Below are 26250 nucleotides of genomic sequence, written 5' to 3'. Positions count from 1 at the left end.
GGGTCTGCACCGCCCGGCTGATCGTCGAGCTCGGAATCAGCCGTGTGAAAGTCGGCTGAACTCGCGGCTCCACCCCGGCGTCATACCGGGCGCAATTTGATTGTGGTGGTTCTGTCATGTGGTTGGAGTCCTGGCCGCGTACGGTGGCCGGGGTCGTCTGGGTTCGGGGGAACGAGGATGTCGGAGAGCACAACCGCCACGTCGGCGTGGCAGGTCGGTGTGCGGGAGTTGAGTGTGGCCGAGCAGGCGCGCATTCTCCCGGCGGTACGGCGGCGGCGCTGGAGTGAGCGTGTGCGTCTGCTGTACCCGTTGGCCGTTCGCTACCACCGCGCCGTGAAGCGCCTGGACTGGATGACGTCCAGCACGCCGTACGCCGCAACGCACGACGTGAAAGACCTGCCGGTGCGGATCAAGCGGCACAAGTCGTTGCTGCTGCGACAGCTCGGCGAGACCGAGATGTGGATGCAGCACAACAAGGTCGCGAACCTGAAACTCGCCTGCGCACAGGTCGACAGCCTGTTGATCCGCCCCGGAGAGACGTTCTCGTTCAACAAGGTCGTCGGCAACGCCACCCGTCGCAAGGGTTATCTGAAAGGCATGCGGCTGTCGAACGGCCAGGCCAAGCCAGGCATCGGCGGCGGCATCTGCCAGCTCGCGAACCTGCTGCACTGGATGGTCCTGCATTCGCCGTTGACCGTGACGCAACGGTCCACGCACAGCTTCGACCCGTTCCCCGACAACGGCCGGGTGCTGCCGTGGGGCGTGGGCTGCAGCATCGTCTACAACTATGTGGATCTGCAGTTCCGCAATGACACCGACCAGACGTTCCAGTTGCGGGTCGGCGTCGGCGACCGCTACCTCGAGGGCGAGATCCTGGCCGAGGTCCCGGCCGCGTCGTCGTACCGGGTGTTCGCCAAGGACGAGCGGTTCCTCCGGGTCGGCGCGGAGTACTTCCGCCGCAACGAGATCTGGCGCACGGTCATCGACCGGCGCACGGGGACGGCGGTCCGCGACGAGCTGGTCCGCGAGAACGTTGCCCTGGTCAAGTACCTGCCGGTCGACGTACCGGTCCTGGACGTCCTCGTCTGAATCACTCGAGCAGCGCGCACCCGTACTTCTCGAACAGCGCCGCGACGTCGCCGGAGAACCCGCCGTGCAGCTCGCGCAGCATCGCGTGCGTGGTCGCCGACATCACCAGCACGTACCGCGCCGGCTCCTCGCCCGGATTCCCGAACGTGTGCGGCACCCCGCGCGGCCCGATGATCCCGGACCCGGCCGGTACGTCGTAGTCCTCGCCGTCGATCCGCATCCGCATCGTCCCGGAGAGCACGTACCAGGCCTCGTCGTCGGTGTGGTGGACGTGCAGCGGCGCCTGCCACGCCACCTCGTCCGACGTGCGGCCGTCGGCCTCCCACTCGGCGAGCACCAGACCAGACCCCTCGGGCGCGATCGTACGGCCGAGCAGCGGAACCCCTGACAGATCGTCTCGACGCGTCACACCATCTCTGATGCCCGAACACACCGTCGCCAAACTGTCGGCGGCGCGTTGCAGACTGGAGAGGTGACTGTGGCCGTCGAGCCGTACCGGGAGCGCCCCGCGCGCATCGCCGGCGCCGACCTGTGGACACGGACGGCGGAAGGCGGTGAGTACCGGATCCTCCCCGACGGCTGCATGGACCTGCTGCTGATGGACGACGACCTGATCGTCGCCGGCCCGGACAGCCGCGCCTGGACAGGCTCCGCGCCGCGCGGCACGCGGTATGCCGGGATCCGGTTCGCGCCGGGTGCCGCGCCGGGCTTCCTCGGCGTCCCGGCCCGCGAGTTGCTGAACCAGCGGGTCCGCCTCGCCGACCTGTGGTCGCCGAACCGGAGCCGGCGCCTGCTGGACCGGATCCGATCGGCCCCCGATCACGCGACAGCGCTCGACCTCGAGGTCGCGAGACTGCTCGAGGAGCCGACGGACCGGCTCACCACGCACGTACTGCGCAGTGTCCGCGGCGGTCTGCTGCGTGGCACGGCCGGCGTGGCGCGGCTGGCCGGGACGATCGGCCTGAGCGAGCGGCAGCTGCACCGCCGCTGCCTGGACGCATTCGGGTACGGGCCGAAGATGCTCGACCGGGTCCTGTGGATGAACGTCGCCCTCGACCACGCCCGCACCGGACTCCCGCTCGCCGACGTCGCCATGCTCACCGGGTATGCCGACCAGGCCCACTTCTCCCGCGATGTGAAAGCCCTCACCGGTCTGCCACCGAAGATCCTGCTGGGCTGAGACACTGCTCTGCATGACCGAAGTCGGTACGACGACGTTGCGGCACAATCCGCTCAACGCGGTGACGGCGAACGTCGAACGGGTGACGTACGCCGACGGCCGGACCGCCGTACGCAAGGAGCTCCGGCGGCCCGCCGACTCGTCCGGCCCGTGGGCCGCGTCGACCGACCCGCGGCACTGGAACTACTGGCGCCGCGAGCTCGAGGTCTATCGCGACGACGAGCTCCGCGAACAGCTCGCCGACGCCGGGCTGGTGCTGCCCGCGGCGCAGACCGAGGACCAGCAGGACGGCGCCGTCCTGCTGATGGACGACATCGACGGTACGCCGGGCACGCACTTCAGCCTCGCGGAGCACGCGGCGCTCGCCCGGGCCTGCGGTCGCTGGCAGGCGCGCCCCGCGCCCGAGCGGCCGTGGACGTCGATCGGTTTCCTCCGCGACTACTCGACGACCCGCGACGTGCCGTGGCACCTGATGACCGACGACGCGGCGTGGCAGCAGCCGCTGATCCGCGAGACCTGGCCGGCCGGACTCCGCGAGGCCTGGACCGGACTGCTGGTCCATCGCGACGCCCTGCTCGACCTGGTCGCGAGTCTCCCGCGGGCCCGCTGCCACCTCGACTTCTGGGTGTCGAACGTGATCCAGCGACCGTCCGGCGAGCTCGCGCTGTTCGACTGGTCGTTCCTCGGCGACGGCGCCCTCGGCGAGGACATCGGCAACTACATCCCGGACGCGGTGTTCGACCTGTTCTGGCCGGTCGAGCGCCTGCCCGAGCTCGCCGAGACGTGCATCGCCAACTACCTCGACGGCTTGTACGAGGCAGGCTGGCGCGGCGACCCGGACGACGTACGGCTCGCGGTGATGGCGTCCGGCGTGAAGTACGCGTGGCTGCTGCCGGGCCTGCTCGGCCGCGCCTCGGACGCGACGCACAACGCGTACCACCGCCAGGTCGACAGCCGGTATCTGTTCCACCAGCGCGGCCAAGCACTGCTGTACCTGGCCGACTGGTGTGCGGAGGCGCTCAGCCGAGCACGACGGTGAACCCACCAGGTACGACGAGTGGGGTGCCGCGGGCAACCAGCCGGCCGCTGGAGTCATACGAGTACGCACGCTTGCCGGCATCGACCACCCGCGGACGAGTGTCGACGCTCACCAGAAGCGTCGCCGATCCGATCCTGAGGCTGCTGATGGTCGGAAGCAGCAGTACTGCATCCACCTGAGCCGTGCCTGTCGACTGCGCGCTGAGCGTGGTCGCGTCGGCAGGCAGCGGTTTGGTGAGTGTCAGCGGTTGAAGAGCACCGGGTGCCGCGGAGATTCCTTGCGGGCCGCAGCTGTGGGTCAGCGTGCCGAGCGTCAGCCCAGCGCTCGTCCAGGTGGTCTTCGCCGGGTCGGGTGTGTCGACGAGATTGACGACCGGGAGCACCAGTCGCGGCTGCGTCGACGCCGGCAGCGTCCAGGTCGCCGTGCCGTCGAGGGACAGGTAGGCGCCGTTGCTCCACTGGGATTCGCCCGTCCAGGCCGAAGGTGGAGTGACGACCACGCCGCCGGTGGCCGATTCCGCCTCGACGACGCGCAGGCCCTCGTACGCCGTTTCGCCCGACAGGCGAGCGACGTCTGGATGGGCGTCGAGGGCGAGCATCGAGAGCTGGCCGTGGATCGTGGACTCGGCGCCGGAGTTGCGGTTGATCACGCCGTCGCCGGAGATGCCGTCGTACGTGCGCCCGGTGGCCGCGTCGTACATCGGTTCGGCGCCGCGGTTGGCGCCGAAGTACCAAGCGGCGGCGAAGGCCGCGAGGTGTTTCTGGCCGGGGCGGTCGATCGCGAGCAGTGCCTGCAGGCGCGCGTCGACACCGTACGCGATCTGGGTGCGGTCGATCGGGACTGGTAGCCAGCCGTTGTCGGCGCCGCCTGCCGTGAGCAGGAGCGGCGTGAAGCCTGCCGTATCGCCGACGGCCCCCGTGAGCAGGCCGGGATCACCAAGGGCGGCAGCGGCGGCAGCGAGGGCCGAGGGCATCTGGGCGCCCCACGCGTGCCAGTCCGAGATCGACTCGCCCCAGGGGAGGATCGCCCGGAACGGCCATTCGCGGGTCGATCCGGCCTGCATCTCTGCGATGCCTTCGGCGAAGCGGCTCAGGGCCCGACGCGCTCCCGGCGATCCGCCCGCCTCGACGTACGCCGACAGTCCGAGGACCGCTTCGGACGTGGCGTCGGCGCCGTTCACGATCAGCCAGGCAGGGAGCCTGCGGCCGTCGACCACGTTGTACTGGCCGTAGCGGGTCAGGACCTGACGCTCCAGCGCGGCGATCGCCAGCTCGAGCCGTTCGCGGAGGAAGCCCGCGAAGGCCCGGTCGGTGCGGCGGAAAACGCTGTATCCCTCCCCCAGGGCCCAGACCGTGCGGGCCAGCCAGTACGACGGGCCGGAGTCGGACGGATCGGGCAGCTCGACCGGTTCGGCGCTGGGGTTGAGGGCGCCGTCGGGTTGCATCCACAGAACGACGTTTCCGTTGGGCGACTGCAGGAAAGCGAGTGCCCGCAGCAGGTCGCGGGCAGCCAGGAGCGAGCTCGCCTCGTGGAACAGCGTCCAGTGCCGCAGGTAGACGACGGCCGCCCGGGCGATGTCGTCCGCGTTGTACGCGCCCTGCCCGTAGGTGTTCGTCGCGGGATCGTAGGTGCCGCCACCGATCCGCTGGTAGGAGCCGTCGGCCTGGCGGTCGGCGTACGTCCACAGCACACCGAGCGGAGCCGAGCCGTAGGTGGTGTGGCCGGCAGCGGGCGGTGGTGAGACCGACGTGCGGAGATAGTCGAGGTGGGCGAGGTTGGACAGGCGGGTGGGCGTGGCCGCAGCGGGGACAGTGACCGCCGAGGCGGCGGCCACCGCGAGTGCCCCGCCGAGGACGGTGCGGCGGGTCGGGTTCATGGCAGGCGATCCAATCTGGCCACGCCGATCGCGGCGTCGGCCATGCCGTAGAAGACGTACCGCACGCCGTCGACCTCCTCGATCGCGGTCGGGAAAACGACGTTCCCCACCGTTCCGACTTTTTCCTCCTCGGTTTCCGGGACGAGCAGGGGTTCGGTGCTGCGGGCAACCACCCGGGTCACATCGTCGGCGTCGAGAATGAGTGCGCCGGCCGCGTAGCAGACCTTCTGCGTCGTGGGGTCGAAGCCCTCCGGCTGCTCGCCGGTGACGCCGTGGTGGATCACCAACCAGCCCTCGGGGATCCGCAGCGGCGCCGGCCCGGCGCCGATCTTCAGCTCCTCGAAGGGGTACTCCGACATCGCGACCAGCCGGTGCTGCCGCAGATGGACGAGGTTGCGCAGGTCCTCCTCGACCGCCGACACCGGGACGAACGAGACCCAGATCCCCGGGCGGTCGTCGGTGACACCGGCCGGCAGGTGGACGCCCTCGCCTTCGCGGAACCAGCCGAGGTCCCACATCGGCCGGTGCAGCATCGCGTACGCCGGTTCGCCGTCCGGACCGGGCACCGGCTCAGGGAAGAAAACGGTGTCCTTGTTCGGGAACAGGTTCAGGTCGGTGTCCAGGTCCGGCTGGTACTCGAAGTGCAGCGGCCCCAGCCGCCGCCAGTCCCGCAGGTCCGACGAGACCGCGAGGGCCGGCTTCGGCCCGAGTGGACCGTAGGCGACGTACGTCATCACGTGCAGGTCGAGCGACGGGACGAACGTGACACGGGGATCCTCGACGCCCGCGTTGTTCTTGCCGCGCTCCCAGCCTTCGTCCGGCGCGAGCACGACACCTTCGCGCCGGACGCCGACCGGGACGCCGTCGGTCAGCTCGACCTCGGCCAGGCCGACGCGCGAGATGTTGCCGCTGGCAACCAGCCGCGGCAGCAGGTACAGCCGGCCGTCGGGGGTGTGCCCGGTGGCGGGGTTCAGCACCCCCTCCGCCTCGAGCTCGTTGCCCGGCTCGGCCGTCATCAGGACTCCGACACGGGTGAGGGTGTAAGGAACAGTCACGGAAAAGCCCTTTCAGAAGATCAGCACTGCGGTTCTAGCCTTTGACGCCGGACGACAGGTTCGTCGAGATGAACCGGCGCTGGAAGACGATGAACAGGGCGACCGCGGGCGCGGCGAGCACGCAGGCGCCCGCGAGCACGGCGCCGAACGGGTTCGCGGCGCGGGCGGACACCGTGGTCAGGTAGTTGGACAGCGAGACCGCGAGCGGCTGCAGGTCCTGCTGCTTGGTGATCAGGAACGGCCACAGGAACTCGTTCCACGGCCCGATGAACGTGAGCAGCACGCCGGTCAGCAGCGCGGGCCGGACCAGCGGTACGGCGACCCGCCAGAGGATGCCCAGCTCCGACGCACCGTCGATCCGGGCGGCGTCGAAGAGCTCGGCCGGCAACTGCAGGAAGTACTGCCGGAACACGAAGACCGCGGTCGAGTTGATCAGGAACGGCAGGGTCATCCCGAGATAGCTGTCGGCCAGCCCGTAACTGCGCACGATCAGCACGTAGAGCGGGATCGTCAGCAACTGGAACGGCACCACCTGGATGAGCAGCATCAGGTTGAACACGAGCCCGCGGCCGCGGAACCGCAGCCGCGCCAGCGCGTAGCCGGCGAGGACCCCGAACACGAGGGTGCCGAGGATGACGCCGCCGGTGAAGATGCCGGAGTTGAGCAGCGACCGGCCGAGGTCGATGGCCTTGTTGATCTCGGCGTAGTTGTGGCCGGTCAGGTTGCCAGGTGACGGAAATGCTCCGGAAACCGTCGGATCCGGTTCGGCCTGCAGGGAGCCGATCAGCATGTAGTAGAACGGAAACAGGAAGACGAACGCGCCGATCAGCAGCGCGACGAACTTGAGCTTCATCAGTCCTCCTCCCGCCCGACGAACCGCCGTTCGAGCAACGCGAGCACCAGCACCCCGATGACGAGCAGCACGCCGATCGCCGACCCGATATCCGGATTCCCCTGCTCGATCCCGCGCTGGTACATGATCAGCACCGGGGAGGCGGACGCTCCGTCCGGTCCGCCGCCACCGGTCAAGAGGTAGGGCTCGGTGAAGAGGTTCGCGCCCGTCACCGTCGCGACGAGCACGACCAACGTGGTCGCCGGCCGCACCCCCGGAACGGTCACGTTGAGAAACGATTTCCACCGCCCGGCGCCGTCCATCGCCGCCGCCTCGTAGAGGTCCTTCGAGACGTTCTGCAGCGCGGCGAGGTACAGCAGGATGAAGAACCCGAGCTGTTTCCACGTCACGTAGATCGCGACCGTCGGCATCGCCAAGGACGAGTTCACCAGCCACGACGGATCGGGAGCCAACGGCCCCAGCAGCGAATTGACCAGCCCGTTCGAGTTGAACAGGAAGAGCCAGACGCCGACCACCGCGACCGACGCGGTCACATACGGCACGTAGTACGAGACCCGGAAGAACGTCCGCCACCGGATCGCCGCGTTCAGCGCGTTCGCCAGCCCGAGCGACAGCACGACGGTCAGCGGAACATTGATCACCAGGAAGACCAGCACGTTGCCGAACGCCCGCCGGACCGCCGGATCCGACAGCACCGCCACGTAGTTGTCGAACCCGACGAACGGCCGGTCCACGATCGCACCGGGCGCGGCGAAGAAGTAGTCGTGGAACGACATGTACACCGCGAACCCGAGCGGATACGCGAACACCGCGGCCAGGAAAACGACGTACGGCGTGACGAACGCGGTCCCGACCGGATGCTCACCGAGGATCCGGCCGAGCGGACCACGCGACCTCATGACTGCTTGATGAGTTGGTCGACCTTCTGTGCGGCGCCGTCGAGGGCCTGGCCGACGTCCTCCTGGCCGAAGATCACCGACTTGGAGTAGGCGTCGCGGAAGGTCTGCCAGATCGTGATCGAGTTCGGCACGTTCGGGACCTCGACGGTCCGCGACGCCTGGTCTGCGAACGTCTTGTAGTCCGGGTTCTTCGCGAAGTAGTCCGCGTACGTCGAGGCGACGTCCTTGCGCAGCGGCATCTGCCCGGTCGCGGCCAGGAACTTGCCGTCCTGGTCCTTGCTGGTCGCGAACTTCAGCACGTCCGCCGCCGTCCCGCGGTTCTTGCAGGCCGAGTACATCGCGACGTTCTTGGCGTCGGAGAACGTGTGAATCTCGGCGGCCGGCTTGCCCGCGGACGTCGGCACCGGGACGACGCCCCAGTCGACCTTGCCCTTGTACGTCGCGATCGCCCACGGACCGACCACGGCCATCGCCGCGGTGCCGTCCACGAACGCGTCCCCGGTGTACTTCTCCGGCGACGCCAGCTTGTCGGCGTACATCGTCCGCCAGAACTGGGCGACTTTCTTGCCCTCGTCGGACGCGAACGTCGCCTTGCCGTCGGCCACCAGCTGCTTGCCGCCGCTCTCGGCCGCGTACAACGGGTAGAAGTCGAACCAGGACTGGTAGAACTCGTTGCTCGGCGCCGGGTAGATGGCGAACTTCGCCGCCTTCGAAGCCACGATCTTCCGCGACGTCGCGAGGAACTCGTCGTAGGTGGCCAGCGACGGGTTCGTGATGCCGGCCTTCGCGAACACCTTCTTGTTGTAGAAGATCATCACCGGGTTCGACTTCCACGGCAGCTGGTAGTACTTGCCGTCCGGTGACTTGTACTGCTGGGCGACGTCGCCGGAGCGCTCCTCGATGTAGGACGCGTCCAGCGGCACCAGTCCGCCCTGCTTCTGGAACTGCGACACCGACGCCGGTGACGTGTTGAAGATCAGGCACGGCGCGTTGCCTGCCGTGATCGCGGCGCCGATCACCTCCTCGGACGACTTGCCCGTCGGGATCTCCTGCGCGGTGATCTTCTGGTCGGCGTGCTCGGCGTTCCAGGCCGCGACCATCTGCTTGCCCCAGGCCACTTCCTCGGCGTTGTTCGAGTACCAGATCGTGATCGGTCCGCGGGCCTTGGCCGCGGCGTCGGCGTCACCAGCGCCGTCACCGCCGCTCCCGCACGCGGCGAGTGAGCCGGCGAGAACGACGGCCAGCAGTCCAGCTTGCAACTTCATCAGGGGTTCCTCCTAGGCAGGGGGTGCAGCAGTGGAGCGCCGTACGACGAGTTCCGCGGGCGGGAGCTCGACGTCGGGTACGTCGGTCTCGCCGTCGACGACCCGGTTGAGGGTCCGGGCCGCCGTCTCGCCGAAGCGGAACGGGTCGGCGCGGACCGTGGTCAGACCGGGATGCACGTACTCGGCGAGCTCGCTGTCGTCGAAGCCCGCGATGCTCAGGTCGTCCGGCACCGTCAGGCCGGCGGCCTGGGCGGCGCCCAGACCGGCGATCGCCATCCGGTCGTTCGCATAGACGATCGCGGTCGGCGGCTGCGACAGCGCGAGCAACCGCCGCGTCGCCTCGATACCGCCGGCCGCGGTGAAGTCGCCGTTCTCGACCGCGACCGGCTCCAGCCCGGCGGCAGCCAGCGCCTCGACGAAGGCCGTGGAGCGGGCCGTGGCGTGCACGAACGCGGGTGGCCCGGCGACGTGCGCGATCCGGGTGTGCCCGAGCTCGACCAGGTGCTCGACGACCGCCCTTGTGCCGGGCCGGTCGTCGAGGGTGACCGCCGGGAACGGCGAGTCGCCGTCCGGCCGGTTCAGCGTGACCGCGGGCAGGCCGAGCTCGACGAGCAGCTCGATCCGCGGATCGTCGTGCCGGAGGTCGGAAAGGAACACCCCGTCCACCCGCGCGTCCTGCGCGAGCCGCTGGTAGCCGTCCGCCTCCGAGCCGTCGGCGACCACCTGCAGGACCAGGGCCTGGCCCTGCGTCGACAGCACGCTCTCGACCCCGGCGATGAACGCCGGGAAGAACGGGTCCGACGACAGCACGGCCGGATCCCGGGTGATCACCAGGCCGAGCGCGAACGCCTTCGAGACCGACAGCGACCGGGCCCGGTTGCTCGGCCGCCAGCCCAGCTCGTCGGCGGCCGCGAGGATCTTGTCCACGGTCGCCTGCGCCAGCCCCGGCCGCCCGTTGAGCGCGAACGACACCGAGCCCTTGGACACGCCGGCCCGGCGCGCCACATCCGCGATTGTCGGCCGCTTGGTCACCCGAGATCTCCTTTAAACCGGTTTAAAGAGCATCTAAACCGGTTAAAACCCAGGCTGTCAAGATCGCAATCGATGCGCAGTACCGCAATCTGCGGGCAGTTCCGCGCACTCGTTTGCAGCCGATCGCTTGACGGCCGCGGCCGGCGAGGGATTGACTGGTCGGCAGCGACGCACCCAGCCGGTACCAGGCCGACGGCCTGAAGTCCGGTTTTCCGGCGCCAGGGTGGTGAGAAACCCGAGGCGGGGTCGCGTCCCCGGGACCGATGGAGCAATCGTGTCCAGACTCACCCGCCGCCTGCTCGGAGCAGCCGCGGCCACCGCCCTCGCAGTCGCCGTCACCATCACCGCCTCCACCCTCACCCGAACCTCCGCCGACGCGGCCGTCACGCTGCCGCCGGCACACGCGAAGTTCGACTACCAGATCGGCGGCGCGTACACCCCACCTGCCGGAGTCCAGGTGGTCACCCGCGACCGGACCGCCGCGCCCGCCGCGGGCCTCTACAACATCTGCTACGTCAACGCCTTCCAGGTCCAGCCGGGCGAACAGGGCCAGTGGGCCGCCGACCTGCTGCTCCGCGATGCCAAGGGCAACCTGGTGATCGACGAGGACTGGGGCGAGCCGCTGCTCGATCTCCGTACCGCCGACAAGCGGACCCGGATCGCCGCCAAGGTGAACGGCTGGATCGACGGCTGCGCCGCCAAGGGCTACCGGGCGATCGAGCCGGACAACTACGACAGCTACACCCGCTCGAAGAACCTCCTCACCGCCGGGCAGGCCAAGGCGTACCTGACCCTGCTGGCCACCCACGCCCACAGCAAGAACCTCGCGATCGGCCAGAAGAACACGGTCGAACTGGCCGGCGCGCGGACAGCGGTCGGCCTCGACTTCGCGGTCGCCGAGGAATGCGGCCAGTACGACGAGTGCGGCGACTACGTCGATGCCTTTGGCAACAACGTGATCGTGATCGAGTACACCGACAGCGGCCGGCGGACAGCGTGTTCGCAGTACGGCGGAACGCTCTCGATCGTGCAGCGCGATGTGGACGTCTCCGTCCCGGGCGACGCCGGGTACGTCCGCAAGACCTGCTGAACTCCTTTCGTCCACACCTTTCTGGAGACCGTCATGTCTCAGCATGCTCGAAACCTGTCCCGCCGTGACGTCCTGCGCGCGGCCGCCGCCGTGGCGGCCGTCGGCACCGTGGGCGCCTGCGGCAAGAACGACGACGAGGGAGCCGATCCGAACGGCGTCGTGACGCTGGATCTGTGGCACGGCCAGGTTGACCTCGGCAAGGCCGCGATCGACTCACTGATCGCCGCGTTCAACCAGTCGCACCCGAAGATCAAGGTGGTCGGCGGCGGTGGCGGCGTGACCGCGGACAGCATGCTGCAGAAGGTCACCGCGGGACTGGCGGCGGGGTCCTACCCGGACATCGCGTACATCTTCGGGTCGGATCTCGCCAGCCTCACCAAGAGCCCCAAGGTCGCCGATCTCACCGGGCAACTGACGGTCGACGGCTACTGGCCGGCCGTGAAGGACGCCGTCAGCGTCAAGGGCAAGGTCCGGGCCGCGCCGGCCCTGCTCGACTCGCTGTGCGTGGTCTACAACAAGAAACTGTTCGCGGCCGCCGGGGTGGCGCCGCCGGCGGCAGGCTGGACCTGGGACGACTTCGTGGCCACGTCGAAACAGCTGACCGATCCGGCGAAGGGCGTCTTCGGCACCGGCTGGCCGGGTGTCGGCGACGAGGACACGGTCTGGCGGATCTGGCCGATGATCTGGGACCTCGGCGGCGATGTGGTCAGCGGTGACGGTAAGAAGGCGGGCTTCGACGCGGTCGGCACGAAGGCCCTCGAAACCCTGGACCGGCTGCGCACCGACAAGTCGCTGTACGTCGACCCGAAACCGGGCAGCGAACAGCTGTACCAGGTGTTCCTCGGCGGCCGGATGGGAATGGTTGCCACCGGCCCCTGGCAGCTCCCCGAGCTGAAGGACGCCGGCCTCGACTACGGCGTCGTCCCGCTGCCGTCGTACTCGGGGAAGCCGATCACGATCTCCGGGCCGGACACCTGGACGATCTTCGACAACGGCAAGGCCAAGGTGAAGGCCGCCACCGAGTTCGTCAGCTGGCTGGCCGATCCGGCGCAGGACCTGCAGTGGGACATCAAGGGCGGCAGCCTGCCGATCACCAAGGCCACCGCGGAAATGCCCGAGTGGAAGAAGCATTCCGCGGCGACCCACGGGCTGGACGTGTTCGTGACCGCGCTCGACACCGCGAAGGTGCGGCCGACGATCTCGACGTACCCGCAGATCTCGCAGCACGTCGGCGAGGCGATCGCCGCCGTCCTGCTGGGCAAGCAGAGCCCGGCGGACGCACTCGAGCAGGCCGTCGACCAGTGCAACCAGGTGCTGGCGGTGCCGAGCTGATGGCCAGCGTGGTCGGGACGTTCACCGTCGATCCGCGGAGCCGGGCGGCCAAACGGCGGGCGCGTGGTGAAGGTGCGACCGGCTGGGCGTTCGTGAGTCCGTCGGTGGTGCTCATCCTCGGCCTCGGTGTCGTCCCCGTGGTGTGGTCGCTGCTGTTGTCGTTCCAGGTGAACGATCTGGTGTCCCCGAGCCAATGGGTCGGACTGGCGAACTACCAGGCACTGGTGAAGGACCCGGCGTTCGGGTCGGCGGTCGTGCACACGCTGATCTACACGGCGCTCTACGTCCCGTTGAGTGTGGTCGCCGGGTTGGCGATCGCGATCGCGCTGGACCGGAAAATCGCGTTGATCGGGCTGTACCGGACGCTGGTGTTCGTGCCGTTCGTGGTGTCGGCCGCGGCGCAGGGTGTGCTGTTCTCGTTCGTGCTGGATCCGGAGTTCGGTGTCGCGAACTCCCTGCTGCACAAGGTCGGGCTGCCGGCCCAAGGCTTCTTCAGCGATCCGGGGCAGGCGCTGTACCTGCTGGTCGCGATCTCGTTGTGGAGCGGCACCGGGTTCTGCGTGATCGTCTATCTCGCCGGTCTGCAAGGGGTTTCGACCGATCTGGTCGAGGCCGCGCGGATCGACGGCGCCGGCCGGTGGGGCGTCCTGCGGCATGTGACGCTGCCCGCGCTGACGCCGGTGACGATCTTCCTGCTGCTGTTCCAGACCATCAACGCGCTGCAGGTGTTCGACCTGGTGTTCGTCACCACCAAGGGCGGGCCGCTCGGCTCGACGACGGTGATCGTGTACTTCATCTGGGAGAAGGCCTTCAAGACGTTCACGGCCGGCTACAGCGCGGCGGCCGCGTACACCCTGGCGGTCGCCTTGCTCGTGATCGGTGTCGCCCTGCAGCTCTACCGGAAGCGGGTGGCTGCTCGATGAGGCGGATCAGCGGTTGGCACTTCGTCCTCGCGCCACTGGCGCTCCTGTTCGCGTTGCCGCTGGTCTGGCTGCTGGTCAGCTCGGTGATGAGCAACGCGGAGATCAACCGTTTTCCGCCGGCGCTGTGGCCGCACGGGATCAAGCTGGACGGCTACCGGTACGTGCTCGGAAACGCTCTGTTTCCGAGGTGGTTCCTGAATTCCCTGGTGGTTTCCGCGGTGGCGGTGACCGCGAACCTGGTGCTCGGCTCGCTCGGCGGGTACGCCTTCGCGCGGATCCGGTTCGCCGGTTCGAAGCTCGTGCTCGGGCTGATGCTCGCGACGATGGTCGTCCCGTTCCAGCTGACGATGATCCCGACGTTCCTGGTGATGAAACAGCTCGGCCTGATCGACACGCTCGGCGCGCTCATCGTGCCGTCGCTGGTGACGCCGCTTTCGGTGTTTCTTTTCCGGCAGTTCTTCGTCTCGCTCCCCCGGGAACTCGAGGAGGCCGCCTGGCTGGACGGCTGCGGACGGCTACGGATCCTGGTGTCGATCGTGCTGCCGCTCGCGCGGCCGGCGTTGAGCACCGTCGCCGTCCTCACGTTCCTCGCGACCTGGAACGACCTGACCTGGCCGTTGATCGCGATCAACAGCGACTCCACCTACACCCTCCAGCTGGGACTGACCACGTTCCAGGGACAGCACCACACCCAGTGGTCGGCGGTGATGGCCGGCAACGTCATCACCGTGCTGCCCGTCCTGCTGGGCTTCCTCCTGGCCCAGAAGGCGTTCATCCGCTCACTGGCCTCCACCGGACTCAAAGGCTGAGACAAACATGTTCGATCTGCTAGTGATCGGCGACGCGAACCCCGACGTGGTCGTCGGGCCCGTCGACCAGCCGATCCTCTTCGGCCAACGGGAACGCCTCGTCCCCGGCGGCTCCCTGGTCCTCGGCGGCTCCGCGTCGATCATGGCCTGCGGCGCGGCCCGGCTCGGTCTCCGCGTCGCCTTCGCAGGCCGCGTCGGCGACGACCCGGCCGGTGACTTCGTCCGTACGTCGCTCGCGGACCGGGACGTGAATGTCGACGCGCTGGTGGTCGACCCATCGCTCCCGACGCCGCTGACCACCATCCTCACCTCGGGGGACGATCGCGCGATCCTGACGTCCCCCGGGTGTTTGCCGAGTACTGTGGCGGAGGATGTCCCGACATCCCTCGTGCGGTCGGTGCGGCATGTGCATGCCGCCTCGTTCTACTTGATGCCGGAACTGGCGGCAGGGCTGGCGGGGATCTTCAAAGAGGCCAAGGCGGCCAAGGCGTCCACCTCATTGGATCCGAACGACGATCCGGCCGGTAAGTGGGACCGCATGATGCTCGACCCCGTGCTGCGGGTCACCGACTACTTCCTGCCCAACGCGGCCGAGGCTCTGGCCCTCACCGGCCACCACTCGGTCGAGGACGCGGCCGGCATCCTGGCCCGGCGCCTGGCTCGCCGCGGCACCCACGTAGTCGTCAAGAACGGCCCGGACGGCGCCTTGGCTCACGACGGGACCAGGGTGATCACCGCGCCGGCGTTGAAGGTGGACACGGTCGATGCCGTCGGCGCGGGCGACAGCTTCGACGCCGGCTGGGTCGCCGCCGTACTGCACGGCTCGAAACCCGAGCGTGCGCTGGCGATCGCGGCTGCCTGCGGCTCCCTCTCGACGCGCGCGGCCGGCGGTACAGCTGCCCAACCCGACTGGGACCTGGCCCTCGGGAGTGTGGCGCCATGACCAAGATCGCGTTCGTCGGGGCGGGCAGCGTGGTGTTCACGCAGGGATTGCTCGCCGACCTGTTCGCGCTCGAGCTGGGTCCTGTGCACATCGCGTTGCACGACATCGACCCCGAGCGGCTCGACACCGCCGCGGCCGCGGCCTCGTACATCGCGCGGGAGAGTAGCGTCGACCCGCGGATCACCACGCATCTCGAACGGCGGGCGGCGCTCGACGGCGCCGACTTCGTCATCAACATCGTGCAGGTCGGGATGAACGCGGCGACCCACGTCGACTTCGAGATCCCCGCTCGGTACGGAATCCGGCAGACGATCGGCGACACCCTCGGCGTCGGCGGCGTGTTCCGCGCGCTGCGGACGTTCCCGGTCCTGCGGGAGCTCGCGAAGGACATCGCCGAGGTTTGCCCGGACGCCTGGCTGCTCAACTACACCAACCCGATGGTGATGAACGTCTGGTACCTGAAGGCGCTCGGGGTCCGCAACGTCGTCGGGCTCTGCCACTCGGTCTACTGGACGATGCAGGGGCTGTCCGAGCTGGTCGGCGTACCGTACGAGGACGTCGGCTACCTGGCCGCGGGCGTGAACCACCAGTCGTGGGTGCTGCGGTTCGAGCGCGGATCGGAGAACCTGTACGACCGGCTGGACGCGGCGATCGCGGCGGACCCGGAGCTGCGCCGGCGGGTCCGGGTGGACATGTACCGCCGGCTCGGCTGCTACCCGACCGAGACGAGCGAACACTCCGCGGAGTACGTCCCGTGGTACCTCGGCCACACCTCCGAGATCGAACGCCTCCGCCTCCCGATCGGCGCCTACCTCGACATCGTCGCGGACAACCTCGCGTCCTACGAACACACCCGCGATGCCCTGAAGGTCGGCGATCCGGTCGACGTCGAACCCACCATGGAGTACGCCCCCCAAATCATCCACAGCATCGTCACCAACACCTCGCGCACCATCTACGCCAACCTCCCGAACACCGGTGGCTTGATTGCCAATCTGCAGGCCGAGGGCGTCGTCGAGGTTCCTTGCCTGGTGGATGCTTCGGGGCTCCGGCCGGTCGCGGTCGGCGAGCTTCCGGCGCAGTGTGCGGCGCTCAACCGGTCGTACCTCAGCGTCGCCGAACTCGTCGTCCAGGCAGCGATCCAGCAAGACCCGCGCGCGATCCGGCAGGCGGTGATGGTCGACCCGGCGACCGCGGCCGCGCTACCCGTCGAGCGGATCTGGGAGCTGTGCGACGAGATGGTGCTTGCTCATCGCAACTACTTGGACCCGCCGTTGAGGGCGGCGCTCAGGTAGTCGCGGTACGTCGCGAAGCCGTCGAGGACCTCGGCGGCTGTCGGCTGACCGGTGAGAGCGCCGACGCCCTGGCCCGCGTAGATCGACGCGCGGGCCGGGTCGGCGGCGCTGGTTCCGTCGACGTACTCGGCATGACCCGCGTCGTCCGACTTCAGCTCCTGCTCGCGCCCCTCCCAGTTGTCGTAGTACGCGTTGCGGAGCGCCCGGCCGCCGAACTCGTCCGGCCAGCCCGCCCGCGACGCGGCGTCGAACACCGTGCCGTACACGGTGTCGGTCTCGTCCGCCTCGATGATCCGCTGCCGCACCGGCTCCTTGGTCAGCGCCTCGACGCAGGTGAGGAACGCAGTACCGATCCAGCCGCCCGCCGCACCCGCCGCCAGCACAGCGGCCAGCCCGCGCGGACCGGAGATCCCGCCGCCGGCGAGCACCGGCAGGTCGGTGAGGTCGAGGATCGCCTGCAGCAACGGCAACGTGGCAACGGCGTTCCGCCCGTGCCCGCCGGCTTCGGCGCCCCGGGCAACGATCACGTCCACCCCGGCCGCCACCGCCTCGCGGGCATCGGCGACGGTGCCCGCCTGGGTCGCGACGACGATCCCGGCCGCCTGCAGCGTCTCGACGTACGGCTGGTAGTTCCCGAAGCTCAGCGACACCAGTGCGGGCTTCAGCTCCAGCATCGCCTCGAGGTGCTCCGGGTGATCCTCGACGGACCAGGCCATCAACCCGATCCCGTACGGCGCCCCGCCGGCCGCGGCGATCGCGCCCTCGGTCCGGATCCAGTCGGCCGAGACCGCGGACCCCGCGCCGAGCATCCCCAACCCGCCCGCGGCCGAGATCGCCGCCGTCAGCTTCCCGCCGCTCACATTCGCCATCGGCGCCCCCACCACCGGCACCGCGAGCCCGAACCGCTCCGTCAGCCACATACCCCCAGCGCACCACACTCGCCGCCCCCACACCATGTCCCGCGCCACACCACGCCAGACACAGAACGGCCGGCCCCGGGATGGGGACCGGCCGTCGATGGATCTGCGTCAGAACTTGTAGACGTCCGACTGGGGGTCGCCGTGGCAGCGCTTGTACTTCTTGCCGGAGCCGCACGGGCAGGCGGCGTTGCGCGGCGTCCCGGCGTACTCCAGCTTGCCGTCCTCGACGGCGTCGGTGTGCATCGCGACCTCGTCGTCACCGTCGATGGTCGGCGCCGAATACGTCAGGCGTTGCGGCCGCGGCTCGTTGGTGAGCCCCTTGGCGCGCAGGCGCGGCGTGTCCCGCGGCCGCGGGGTGTCCTGCGGCCGCTCCTCGTCGGCGGTCCGGCCGGCGAACTCCGCGATCGGTGCGCCCGGAGTGAGGATGTCCTGGATCCGCTTGCCCTCGAGGCTGTCCTCGTCGGCCAGCGCCGCCTCGTTCGCGAGCTCCATCTCGGCGCGCATCGCCTCGACGTCGACCTCGACGTTGAAGATGAAGCCGACCGACTCCTCCTTGATGGACTCCATCATCGCGGCGAACATGTCGTACCCCTCGCGCTGGTACTCGACCAGCGGGTCACGCTGCGCCATCGCGCGCAGGCCGATGCCCTCGCGCAGGTAGTCCATCTCGTACAGGTGCTCGCGCCACTTGCGGTCCAGCACGCTCAGGACGACGCGACGCTCCAGCTCCCGCATCGCCTCCTCGCCGAGCAGCTCTTCACGCCGCTCGTACGCCGCGGTGGCGTCCTCGATGAACCGCTCGATCAGGAAGTCCTGCGTCAGGCCGGCCTTCTCGCCGCCGGCCTCCTCGATCAGCTCCTCCTCGGTGAGCTCCGTCTGGTACAGCGTCTTCATCGCGGTGAACAGCGCGTCCAGGTCCCAGTCCTCGGCGAAGCCGTCCGCGGTCGCGCCCTGCACGTAGCCGGTGACGGTCTCCTCGAGCATGTCCTGCACCTGCTCGCGCAGGTCGGCGCCCTCGAGCACGCGGCGACGCTCGTCGTACACGACGTGCCGCTGGCGGTTCATCACGTCGTCGTACTTGAGGATGTTCTTCCGGGTCTCGAAGTTCTGCGCCTCGACCTGGCCCTGCGCGGACGCGATCGCCTTGGTGACGACCTTGTTCTCCAGCGGCTGCGAGTCATCGTTGTTCCGCGACATCGCCCAGTCGACCATCTCGCGCTTGAACAGCCGCATCAGGTCGTCCTCGAGCGACAGGTAGAACCGGGACTTGCCGGGGTCGCCCTGGCGGCCGGAGCGACCGCGCAGCTGGTTGTCGATCCGGCGGGACTCGTGCCGCTCGGTACCGAGCACGTACAGGCCGCCGAGCTCGCGGACCTCGGTCTGCTCCTCCTTGACCTGCTTCTCGAACTGCTCGAGCATCTCCGGGTACTCGGACTCGTACTGCTCGATGTCCTCGGCCGGGTCGATACCGCGGGCGCGCAGCTCCTTGTCGGCGAGGAACTCGGGGTTGCCGCCGAGGATGATGTCGGTACCACGGCCGGCCATGTTGGTGGCCACCGTGACCGCACCCTTGCGGCCCGCCTCCGCGACGATCGCCGCCTCCCGCGCGTGCTGCTTCGCGTTCAGCACCTCGTGCTTGATGTTCTCCTTGAGCAGCTGACGGGACAGCCGCTCAGACTTCTCCACCGACGTCGTACCGACCAGGATCGGCTGACCGGTGGCGTGCACGTCGACGATGTCCTTGACCACCGCGTCGAACTTGGCGTCCTCGGTGCGGTAGATCAGGTCCCGCTCCTCGACCCGGATCATCGGCTTGTTGGTCGGGATCGGGACGACGCCGAGCTTGTAGACCTTGGAGAACTCGTTCGCCTCGGTCATCGCCGTACCGGTCATGCCGGCCAGCTTGTCGTAGAGGCGGAAGTAGTTCTGCAGCGTGATCGTCGCGAGGGTCTGGTACTCCTCCTTGATCTCGACGCCTTCCTTGGCCTCGATCGCCTGGTGCAGACCCTCGTTGTAGCGGCGGCCGTGCAGCGTCCGGCCGGTGTGCTCGTCGACGATCAGGACCTCGCCGTTGTCGACGACGACGTAGTCCTTGTCCCGGTGGAACAGATCCTTGGCCTTCAGCGCGTTGTTCAGGTAGCTGATCAGCGGGGTGTTGGCCGACTCGTACAGGTTGTCGATGCCGAGCCGGTCCTCGACCTTCTCGATACCGCGCTCGAGGATCGCGACCGTGCGCTTCTTCTCGTCCACGTCGTAGTCGGCGACCCGGCGCTTGGTCTCGTCGATCTCGAGGTCGGTGACCCGGGGGTTCTTCCGCTTCAGCTCCGCCTCGTCGGCCAGCGTCCAGGCCTTCAGCGCGTTCGCGATCCGGGCCATCTCGACGTACCAGCGCTGGGAGTCCTCGGCCGGACCGGAGATGATCAGCGGGGTCCGGGCCTCGTCGATCAGGATCGAGTCCACCTCGTCCACGATCGCGTAGTTGTGCTCGCGCTGGACGCAGTCCTCGATGCTGCCCGCCATGTTGTCGCGCAGGTAGTCGAAGCCGAACTCGTTGTTGGTGCCGTAGGTGATGTCCTTGGCGTAGGCGATCCGGCGCTCCGCGGGCGACATCTCCGGCAGGATCACGCCGTAGTCGAGCCCGAGGAAGTGGTACACCCGGCCCATCCACTCGGCCTGGTACTTGGCCAGGTAGTCGTTCACCGTGACCACGTGCACGCCCTTGCCGGACAGCGCGTTCAGGTACGTCGGGAGCGTGCCGACCAGCGTCTTGCCCTCACCGGTCTTCATCTCGGCGATGTTGCCGAGGTGCAGCGCCGCGCCGCCCATGATCTGGACGTCGTAGTGCCGCTGGTGCAGGGTCCGCTTGGCCGCCTCCCGGACCACCGCGAAGGCCTCCGGGAGCAGCGCGTCGAGAGACTCCCCGTTCTCGTGGCGCTCCTTGAACTCCGCGGTCTGCGCGCGCAGCTCCTCGTCGGACATCGTGACGAAGTCGTCCTCGATGGAGTTGACCATCTTCGCGATGCCCTGCAGCTGGCGCAGGATCTTGCCCTCGCCGATCCGCAGGACCTTGTCGACAACCTTCATGGTGGGGAGTTCACTCCTTGCTGCTGAAGCCTGGGTTGCGGCCGAACGCCGACAGGGCGCGCCGACCCCTCCCGGGAAGGCGTGCGTCCCCCCATCGTACGGGGCCGGGTGTGCCAAGCCACGCCCGCAGCGTGCCTCGAGCCCTACCGGACCCACGCGTGAGCGCGCCGGAAAGTTCCCGCGATCTCCTCAGGAGCCTCGCAGGGCGTCACTGAGCGCTGGCGAAAGGTCACCGCCGCCGGCCACCCGGACCTGGTCCAGCCCGAGCCATCCGGCCAGCTGGACCAGCTCCGCGGCCAGCTCCTCGGCGGTCTCCACCGGCGCCTTCGGCTCCGCGTGCGCCGACTGGACGAGCAGCACGCCGCCGGGGCGGTCGGCCTTCAGGTCCACCCGCGCGACCAGCCGGTCGCCGAGCAGGAACGGGAGCACGTAATACCCGTGGATGCGCTTCTCGGCCGGCACGTAGATCTCGATCCGGTACCGGAAGTCGAAGAGGACCTCGGTCCGGGTGCGCTCGAAGACCAGCGAGTCGAACGGGCTGACCAGGGCCCGGGTGTTCACCCGGCGCGGCAGCCGCGCGTCGCGGTGCAGGTACGCCGGGCGCTTCCAGCCGTCGATCTGCACCGGCAGCAGCTCGCCCTCCTCGACCAGCTCCGCGATCGCCTGCAGCGTCGGCTCGGGCGCGGTCCGGAAGTAGTCCCGCAGGCACTGCGCGGTCGCCACCCCGTGCGCCCGGGCCGCGATCGACACCAGCCCGCGGTGCGCCTCGTCGAGCGTCGGCGTCGGCGTGTCGACCACCGCGCGGGGCAGCACCCGCTCGGGGACGTCGTACAGCCGCTCGAACTGCTGGTTGCGCCGGGCGACGGTGATCTCCCCGGCGAAGAACAGGAACTCCAGGGCGCGTTTCACGTCGGACCAGTTCCAGCCCCAGTTGTCCCGCGCCCGCTCCACGTCGTCGTCGATCTCGCGGGCGGTCAGCGGGCCGTGGGTCTGCACGTCGGCGAGCACCTGCTTGATCAGGTCCGGCCGCTCCTTCGCGATCGACCGCGGGCCGCCCCAGGCCTCGGTCGTCGCGCGGGCCATCCGCCAGCGCATCAGCGGATGCGTCTCGACCGGGATCAGCGACGCCTCGTGCGCCCAGTACTCCACCAGGCGGCGCGGGGCCTTGCCGGCGGCGCGGTCGAGCAGCTCCCGCGGATACGGCCCGAGGCGCGAGTAAAGCGGCAGGTACTGCGTGCGGCTCAGGACGTTGACCGAGTCGATCTGGATCAGCCCGATCCGGCCGAGCACCCGGGACAGCGCCCGCGCGTCGGGAACGCCCTTCGGCCGGGGGTCCATGAACCCCTGCGCCGCCAGCGCGACCCGTCGCGCCTGAGCCGTAGACAGCACCTGAGTAGTCACGTCCCGCATTGTGCCGGGCCCCACCGACATTTCCCCCCACCTTGGGCACCCACCAACCATTTCGACGGCTCGAAACCGGTTGGTGTGGGCTCAAGGTTGGCTCTGGAGCCGTGGGCATAACTCCGGAGTTACCGAAAGTGGGAGGTGCGCTACGCATGGTGTTCGGGAGAACCTGCCAGGAGGCCGTCCGCCCGTGCGGCCCCTATCACCCTGGAGTGAGGCATGACAGGAAAGAAGCAGGTGGTCCGCGCTGCCCTCGCGGCCGGCGTACTGACCGCGGCGTCCCTCGGTGCGGTGGCCGTAGCAGGCTCCGCGTCGGCCGCGCAGTCGCCGGACGGACCCAAGACCCGGATCGTCGGCGGCACCATCGCCCACACCGCCGACACGCCGTGGGCCATCCAGCTGTCGAACAGCAACTCCCCCGACCCGACCGGCGAGTACTGCGGGTCGACGCTGGTGGCGGCGAACAAGATCGTCACCGCGGCACACTGCTCCACCGAGGCCGCGTCGACGTACACCGCGATCCAGGGCCGCGACGACCTCGCCGACAAGTCCACGGGCAAGGAGTCCAAGATCAGCAGCATCTGGGTGGACCCTGAGTACGGCAAGTCGCCCGGCCACGACGTCGCCGTGATGACGCTGGCGACCCCGTTCGAGGGTGTCGACACGCTGGCGCTGGAGACCGACAAGGCGGCCGACGCGGCCGGCGCCGCCTCGATCGTGTACGGCTGGGGCGAGACCGAGGGCACCGGCCCGGCGGCCACGTTCCAGAAGGTCGACGTACCGGTCCTCGGCGACGCGTATTGCGAAAAGGCGTACGCGAGCGAGGGCTACACGGCCGACGGCGAGATCTGCGCCGGGTACGAGGCGGGCGGCAAGGACTCCTGCCAGGGCGACTCCGGCGGCCCGCTGGTCCTGAACGGCCGCCTGTTCGGTGTCGTGTCCTGGGGCATCGGCTGCGCGGACGCCGGCAACCCGGGCGTGTACGCCGAGGTCGCGACGTACGCGGCGGAGCTGCAGCAGCAGATCGACAGCTAAACGGAACCGAAGCGTTCGGTGTGGATCCGGCGCAGCGGAACACCGAGTGCGGCCAAGTCGTGGCTGACCGAGGTCACCATGGGCTGCGGGCCGCACAGGAAATAGTGGAGCCGGTGGTACCGGCGCGGGAGATTGCGGCTGAGTACGTCGTGATTGATCCGCCCGGTCTCACCGGTCCACTCCGGTCCGGGTTCGCTCACCACCTTGACGACCTTGAGGTGCAGCCGTGCCCGGACCTCCTCCACTTCGGGGAGCAGCATCAGATCGTGCTCTCGGCGGGCTGCGAGGATCAACCGGACCGAACGCTGATCGCCGCGGTCGGCCATCGTCCGGAGCATGCTGAGCAACGGCGTGACCCCGACCCCGGCCGCGATCAGCACGAACCCCGGCGCGCTGTCGAGGCCCGCCATGGTGAAGCCGCCGTACGGGCCGTCCAGAAAGACGCGCCGGCCGGGCCGCAGGCCGACGAGCAACTCGGTGAAGTCCCCGAGCGCCTTGATGGTGAACTCCATTCGGTCCGGATGCTCGGCCGTCGAGGCGATGCTGAACGGATGCTCCTCGAAGACGAACGGCGTCGACCCGATCTTGAGCCAGACGAACTGTCCCGCGGCGAACGGCAGCCCAGGATGCCCGTCCGCCTGGATCACCAGCGTGACACCGTCGCCCGGCACCGCGCGTACCGAAGCCACGACGTAGGCGTACCGGCGGGCGCGCAGCGGCAGCACGATCCACCGGCGCGCAGCCAGGCCCGCCACGAGCAGTCCGGAGAGGACGAACCAGGCGGCCAGCAGCGTGTGCGAAACGAGGTGCCGGAGCCACCAGACATGCAGCCAGGCGGTGACCAGCACCACCGCGACGAGCCCGTTGTGCACCAGCCGCCAGCCCTCGTACCGCGGCTGGCGCCGAGCTCGCCGCAGCGCGAGTACGACGATCAGCACCAGCGCCACCGTCGACGTGACCGCGGCCCGGGCTGCCCAGGTCGTGTGCCAGAGCGCGAGGATCGACAGATGGCGCGGATCGAAGACCAGCACTGCGACCAGGTGTACGACCACGAGGACGACGGCGATCGTCGCGATCAACCGGTGCACCGTGAGGATGGTCTCGATCCCGAACGACGAGATCAGCCACGGCAGCCGCGCGGGGAGGACGACGGCCACCACCAGCGCCGAGAACGCGACCAGTCCGGCGCTGAGCTCGATCGCACCGCCCGCATCCGACTCCGCGACCCCGATCGCTCCCCAGGCGAGGAGCAGGGGAATCACCAGGACGTCGAGGTAGAGCACGAACCACGCGAATCGCGACAGCGGACCGTGCAACCGCGCCGAGACGCGGTGCCGGACCATGACGGCCCGGCTTCCGGGGACGAGGGGCTCCTTCGGCACCCTGGGAAACTACGCTGTCGCGCGCGGGCCGGGAAGGGAAAAGCTGCGCCAGGAGCTGACCAATTCGCCCATTCTGGACCGAGCGTCAGTCAGGCGTAAAGAAGCCGCGGGCCGGGTTTGCCCGGCCCGCGGCTGCGGTATCTCCTCCCGAATCTCGCGAGGCTCGCCACCAACGAGCGAACGGTTCAGACGGCCAGCCTGATCACGCCGTAGTCGTAGCCGCGACGGCGGTAGACGACGCTCGGCTGGTTCTCGTCCGCGTCGACGAACAGGTAGAAGTCGTGCCCGACCAGTTCGAGCTCGTAGAGCGCCTGGTCCAGGGTCATCGGCTTGGCGGTGTGGGTCTTCTCGCGCATCACCAGCGGACCGTCGCCGGTGACCGTGAGAGATCCGTACTTGTGCGTCGCCACCTCGTCCTCGGCGACTGGTTCCTCCACTAGAGGTGCGTTGCCGGCAACCGGCTGCTTCGCGTTCACGTGCCGCAGGCCTTCCGGCGTCCGCTCACCCCGGTGCACCCGGCGCCGGTCGGCCGCCTTGCGGACCTGGGACCGGAGCCGGTCCAGGCAGACGTCGAACGCCGCCTGCTTGGTCTCGCCGCACGCCTCTGCGCGGACCACCGGACCCTTGGTGTACATGGTGAGCTCGACACGCATCGCCCGATCGTGCTGTCGCGGGTTCTTCTCCTGGCTGACTTCCACCTCGCACCGCAGTACCCGATGATCGACTTTCTCGATTCGCTCGAGTTTTTCCTCGACGTACTGCCGGAAGCGGTCACTGACCTCGCAGTGATGACCCTTGACAACGACGTCCACGGAAACCTCCATCGATCGGCGACTTCTTTTACGTGTTCGGACCCCCGTACTCGTGGTGACGGTGCCCGAAACGAGAACACCCGCTGTCGAACCCGTCGGACCCGGTGGCAAGGAATCCGGCTGATCCGGTCCTCCGCCACTCCACTGCCCGACAAGCCCTAGCGGGTGTCATGGGCCAACGCTAGTCGGCTTCGGCGAAAACCGGTAGGGAAGTTCTCATGAACCAGACGTCCGGTGTCTCGCGGTCGCGGCCAGCAGCGCGCAGCCGAGCACCCGGATTCCCCGGGATTCCAAGGCGCGGCAGGCTTCGGTGAGCGTGGATCCGGTGGTGATCACGTCGTCCACCAGCAGGACCGGTTGATCGATCAGCGTTTCAGCCCAGCGCGAACGCACCCCGAAAACCCCGTCCAGGTTGGCGGTCCGGCGTTCCGCGGACAGGCCGGCCTGGTCGTCGGGGCGCCCGACGACCCGCAGCGCGCCGGCCGTGCGAGCGTCGATTCCCTGTCTGCGCAGGGATCTGACGGCAGCTTTCGTAATCCGCAGCAGCGGGTCGTGCCCCCGTGTGCGGACGGTTGCCCGCGGCGACGGCACCGGACACACCCACGACGCCTGCCGGTCCCCGAGCGCGGTCCGTACGACGTCGGCCAGCAGCCGCCCGAGCGGCCGGGCCAGGGCGTAGCGGGCGTGCTCCTTGTGCGCGAGGATCAGGTTGCGGAGCTCCCCGGCGTACGGCGCGGCGGCGGTCGGCGGCGCCAGCCCGGGCGGACTCGGGTCCGGCCAGGCACGGAACGGAGTCATCCCCGTCAGTAGCCGACGGCAACCACCACAGAGAGTGACCCCCGGCCGCTCACACCCGGCGCACCGCCCGCCCAGCACCAGGTCCGCGACCCCGTCCCACCCCCGCACCACCTCACGGTCCCCGGTTTCTCCGGT

23 protein-coding genes are annotated in these 26250 nt (G+C 69.1%); 10 read left to right on the top strand and 13 right to left on the bottom strand.

Going from position 1 to position 26250, the window contains the following annotated elements; genetic code table 11:
* Positions 1–177 precede the first annotated feature (177 nt).
* Positions 178–1089 (top strand): VanW family protein, encoded by a 912-nt coding sequence (locus ACWEOO_RS32110; RefSeq protein ID WP_452146218.1) that lies wholly within the window; start codon positions 178–180, stop codon positions 1087–1089.
* A 1-nt stretch (position 1090) separates the two neighbouring features.
* Here ACWEOO_RS32110 and ACWEOO_RS32105 read toward each other — a convergent pair whose 3' ends face one another.
* Positions 1091–1498: a cupin domain-containing protein gene (locus ACWEOO_RS32105; protein WP_359935407.1), complete on the bottom strand. Its 408-nt coding sequence runs from the start codon at positions 1496–1498 to the stop codon at positions 1091–1093.
* A 63-nt stretch (positions 1499–1561) separates the two neighbouring features.
* On the opposite strand from ACWEOO_RS32105, the gene ACWEOO_RS32100 reads away from it, so the two are divergent.
* Both ACWEOO_RS32100 and ACWEOO_RS32095 read left to right on the top strand, forming a co-directional pair.
* Entirely contained in the window at positions 1562–2269 is a 708-nt protein-coding gene (locus ACWEOO_RS32100; protein WP_452146217.1) for a helix-turn-helix domain-containing protein, read from the top strand.
* A 13-nt stretch (positions 2270–2282) separates the two neighbouring features.
* The gene (locus ACWEOO_RS32095; RefSeq protein ID WP_452146216.1) at positions 2283–3308 is read left to right on the top strand and encodes an aminoglycoside phosphotransferase; all 1026 of its coding nucleotides are present in this window, start codon (positions 2283–2285) and stop codon (positions 3306–3308) included.
* Here the strand turns inward: ACWEOO_RS32095 and ACWEOO_RS32090 are convergent.
* From ACWEOO_RS32090 to ACWEOO_RS32065, 6 genes are read right to left on the bottom strand one after another with little or no spacing between them, the layout of a single operon-like run.
* A complete protein-coding gene (locus ACWEOO_RS32090; protein ID WP_452146215.1) occupies positions 3289–5184 on the bottom strand; it encodes a hypothetical protein in 1896 nt (631 codons plus the stop codon). The genes ACWEOO_RS32095 and ACWEOO_RS32090 overlap by 20 nt on opposite strands.
* Complete coding sequence (locus tag ACWEOO_RS32085) at positions 5181–6239, bottom strand: glycoside hydrolase family 130 protein (RefSeq protein WP_452146214.1); 1059 nt, start codon at positions 6237–6239, stop codon at positions 5181–5183. Before ACWEOO_RS32085 ends, ACWEOO_RS32090 begins: the two co-directional genes overlap by 4 nt.
* Before the next feature lie 34 nt (positions 6240–6273).
* Positions 6274–7092 (bottom strand): carbohydrate ABC transporter permease, encoded by an 819-nt coding sequence (locus ACWEOO_RS32080; protein WP_452146213.1) that lies wholly within the window; start codon positions 7090–7092, stop codon positions 6274–6276.
* On the bottom strand, positions 7092–7991 hold the full coding sequence (locus tag ACWEOO_RS32075; RefSeq protein WP_452146212.1) for a carbohydrate ABC transporter permease: 900 nt from the start codon (positions 7989–7991) through the stop codon (positions 7092–7094). Before ACWEOO_RS32075 ends, ACWEOO_RS32080 begins: the two co-directional genes overlap by 1 nt.
* Positions 7988–9256: an extracellular solute-binding protein gene (locus tag ACWEOO_RS32070; protein WP_452146211.1), complete on the bottom strand. Its 1269-nt coding sequence runs from the start codon at positions 9254–9256 to the stop codon at positions 7988–7990. The genes ACWEOO_RS32075 and ACWEOO_RS32070 overlap by 4 nt, the downstream gene beginning before the upstream one ends.
* A 12-nt stretch (positions 9257–9268) precedes the next feature.
* Complete coding sequence (locus ACWEOO_RS32065; RefSeq protein WP_452146210.1) at positions 9269–10288, bottom strand: LacI family DNA-binding transcriptional regulator; 1020 nt, start codon at positions 10286–10288, stop codon at positions 9269–9271.
* 274 nt (positions 10289–10562) lie between these two features.
* Between ACWEOO_RS32065 and ACWEOO_RS32060 the strand changes: the two genes are divergently transcribed.
* From ACWEOO_RS32060 to melA, 6 genes are read left to right on the top strand one after another with little or no spacing between them, the layout of a single operon-like run.
* The gene (locus tag ACWEOO_RS32060) at positions 10563–11378 is read left to right on the top strand and encodes an endo alpha-1,4 polygalactosaminidase (RefSeq protein ID WP_452146209.1); all 816 of its coding nucleotides are present in this window, start codon (positions 10563–10565) and stop codon (positions 11376–11378) included.
* A 33-nt stretch (positions 11379–11411) separates the two neighbouring features.
* Positions 11412–12710, top strand: a complete 1299-nt coding sequence (locus tag ACWEOO_RS32055) for an ABC transporter substrate-binding protein (protein WP_452146208.1) — start codon at positions 11412–11414, stop codon at positions 12708–12710.
* Positions 12710–13633 (top strand): carbohydrate ABC transporter permease, encoded by a 924-nt coding sequence (locus tag ACWEOO_RS32050; protein ID WP_363718082.1) that lies wholly within the window; start codon positions 12710–12712, stop codon positions 13631–13633. The genes ACWEOO_RS32055 and ACWEOO_RS32050 overlap by 1 nt, the downstream gene beginning before the upstream one ends.
* Positions 13630–14442 (top strand): carbohydrate ABC transporter permease, encoded by an 813-nt coding sequence (locus ACWEOO_RS32045; RefSeq protein WP_355696722.1) that lies wholly within the window; start codon positions 13630–13632, stop codon positions 14440–14442. Before ACWEOO_RS32050 ends, ACWEOO_RS32045 begins: the two co-directional genes overlap by 4 nt.
* A gap of 7 nt (positions 14443–14449) precedes the next feature.
* Positions 14450–15385: a carbohydrate kinase family protein gene (locus ACWEOO_RS32040; protein WP_452146207.1), complete on the top strand. Its 936-nt coding sequence runs from the start codon at positions 14450–14452 to the stop codon at positions 15383–15385.
* Positions 15382–16680: an alpha-galactosidase gene (melA, locus tag ACWEOO_RS32035; RefSeq protein WP_452146206.1), complete on the top strand. Its 1299-nt coding sequence runs from the start codon at positions 15382–15384 to the stop codon at positions 16678–16680. The genes ACWEOO_RS32040 and melA overlap by 4 nt, the downstream gene beginning before the upstream one ends.
* Here melA and ACWEOO_RS32030 read toward each other — a convergent pair.
* The 3 genes from ACWEOO_RS32030 to ACWEOO_RS32020 form a co-directional block, all read right to left on the bottom strand.
* Positions 16644–17600: an NAD(P)H-dependent flavin oxidoreductase gene (locus ACWEOO_RS32030; RefSeq protein WP_452146205.1), complete on the bottom strand. Its 957-nt coding sequence runs from the start codon at positions 17598–17600 to the stop codon at positions 16644–16646. The two genes, melA and ACWEOO_RS32030, sit on opposite strands and share 37 nt — an antisense overlap.
* A gap of 108 nt (positions 17601–17708) precedes the next feature.
* Positions 17709–20684, bottom strand: coding sequence for a preprotein translocase subunit SecA (gene secA, locus ACWEOO_RS32025; protein ID WP_452146204.1), 2976 nt, complete (start codon positions 20682–20684; stop codon positions 17709–17711).
* A 189-nt stretch (positions 20685–20873) separates the two neighbouring features.
* Positions 20874–22022: a winged helix-turn-helix domain-containing protein gene (locus tag ACWEOO_RS32020; RefSeq protein WP_452146285.1), complete on the bottom strand. Its 1149-nt coding sequence runs from the start codon at positions 22020–22022 to the stop codon at positions 20874–20876.
* Positions 22023–22307: 285 nt separating this feature from the next.
* Between ACWEOO_RS32020 and ACWEOO_RS32015 the strand changes: the two genes are divergently transcribed.
* The gene (locus ACWEOO_RS32015) at positions 22308–23123 is read left to right on the top strand and encodes a S1 family peptidase (protein ID WP_452146203.1); all 816 of its coding nucleotides are present in this window, start codon (positions 22308–22310) and stop codon (positions 23121–23123) included.
* Here ACWEOO_RS32015 and ACWEOO_RS32010 read toward each other — a convergent pair.
* The 3 genes from ACWEOO_RS32010 to ACWEOO_RS32000 all read right to left on the bottom strand — a co-directional run bounded on the left by ACWEOO_RS32010 (position 23120) and on the right by ACWEOO_RS32000 (position 26115).
* Entirely contained in the window at positions 23120–24505 is a 1386-nt protein-coding gene (locus tag ACWEOO_RS32010) for a ferredoxin reductase family protein (RefSeq protein ID WP_452146202.1), read from the bottom strand. The genes ACWEOO_RS32015 and ACWEOO_RS32010 overlap by 4 nt on opposite strands.
* A 185-nt stretch (positions 24506–24690) precedes the next feature.
* On the bottom strand, positions 24691–25317 hold the full coding sequence (hpf, locus tag ACWEOO_RS32005; protein ID WP_359935366.1) for a ribosome hibernation-promoting factor, HPF/YfiA family: 627 nt from the start codon (positions 25315–25317) through the stop codon (positions 24691–24693).
* Between the two features lie 216 nt (positions 25318–25533).
* The gene (locus tag ACWEOO_RS32000) at positions 25534–26115 is read right to left on the bottom strand and encodes a ComF family protein (RefSeq protein ID WP_452146201.1); all 582 of its coding nucleotides are present in this window, start codon (positions 26113–26115) and stop codon (positions 25534–25536) included.
* Positions 26116–26250 lie beyond the last annotated feature (135 nt).

The organism is Kribbella sp. NPDC004138, from assembly GCF_053603655.1.
Note: the sequence above shows the minus strand (reverse complement) of the source record. Positions and strands in the feature narration are given on the sequence as shown.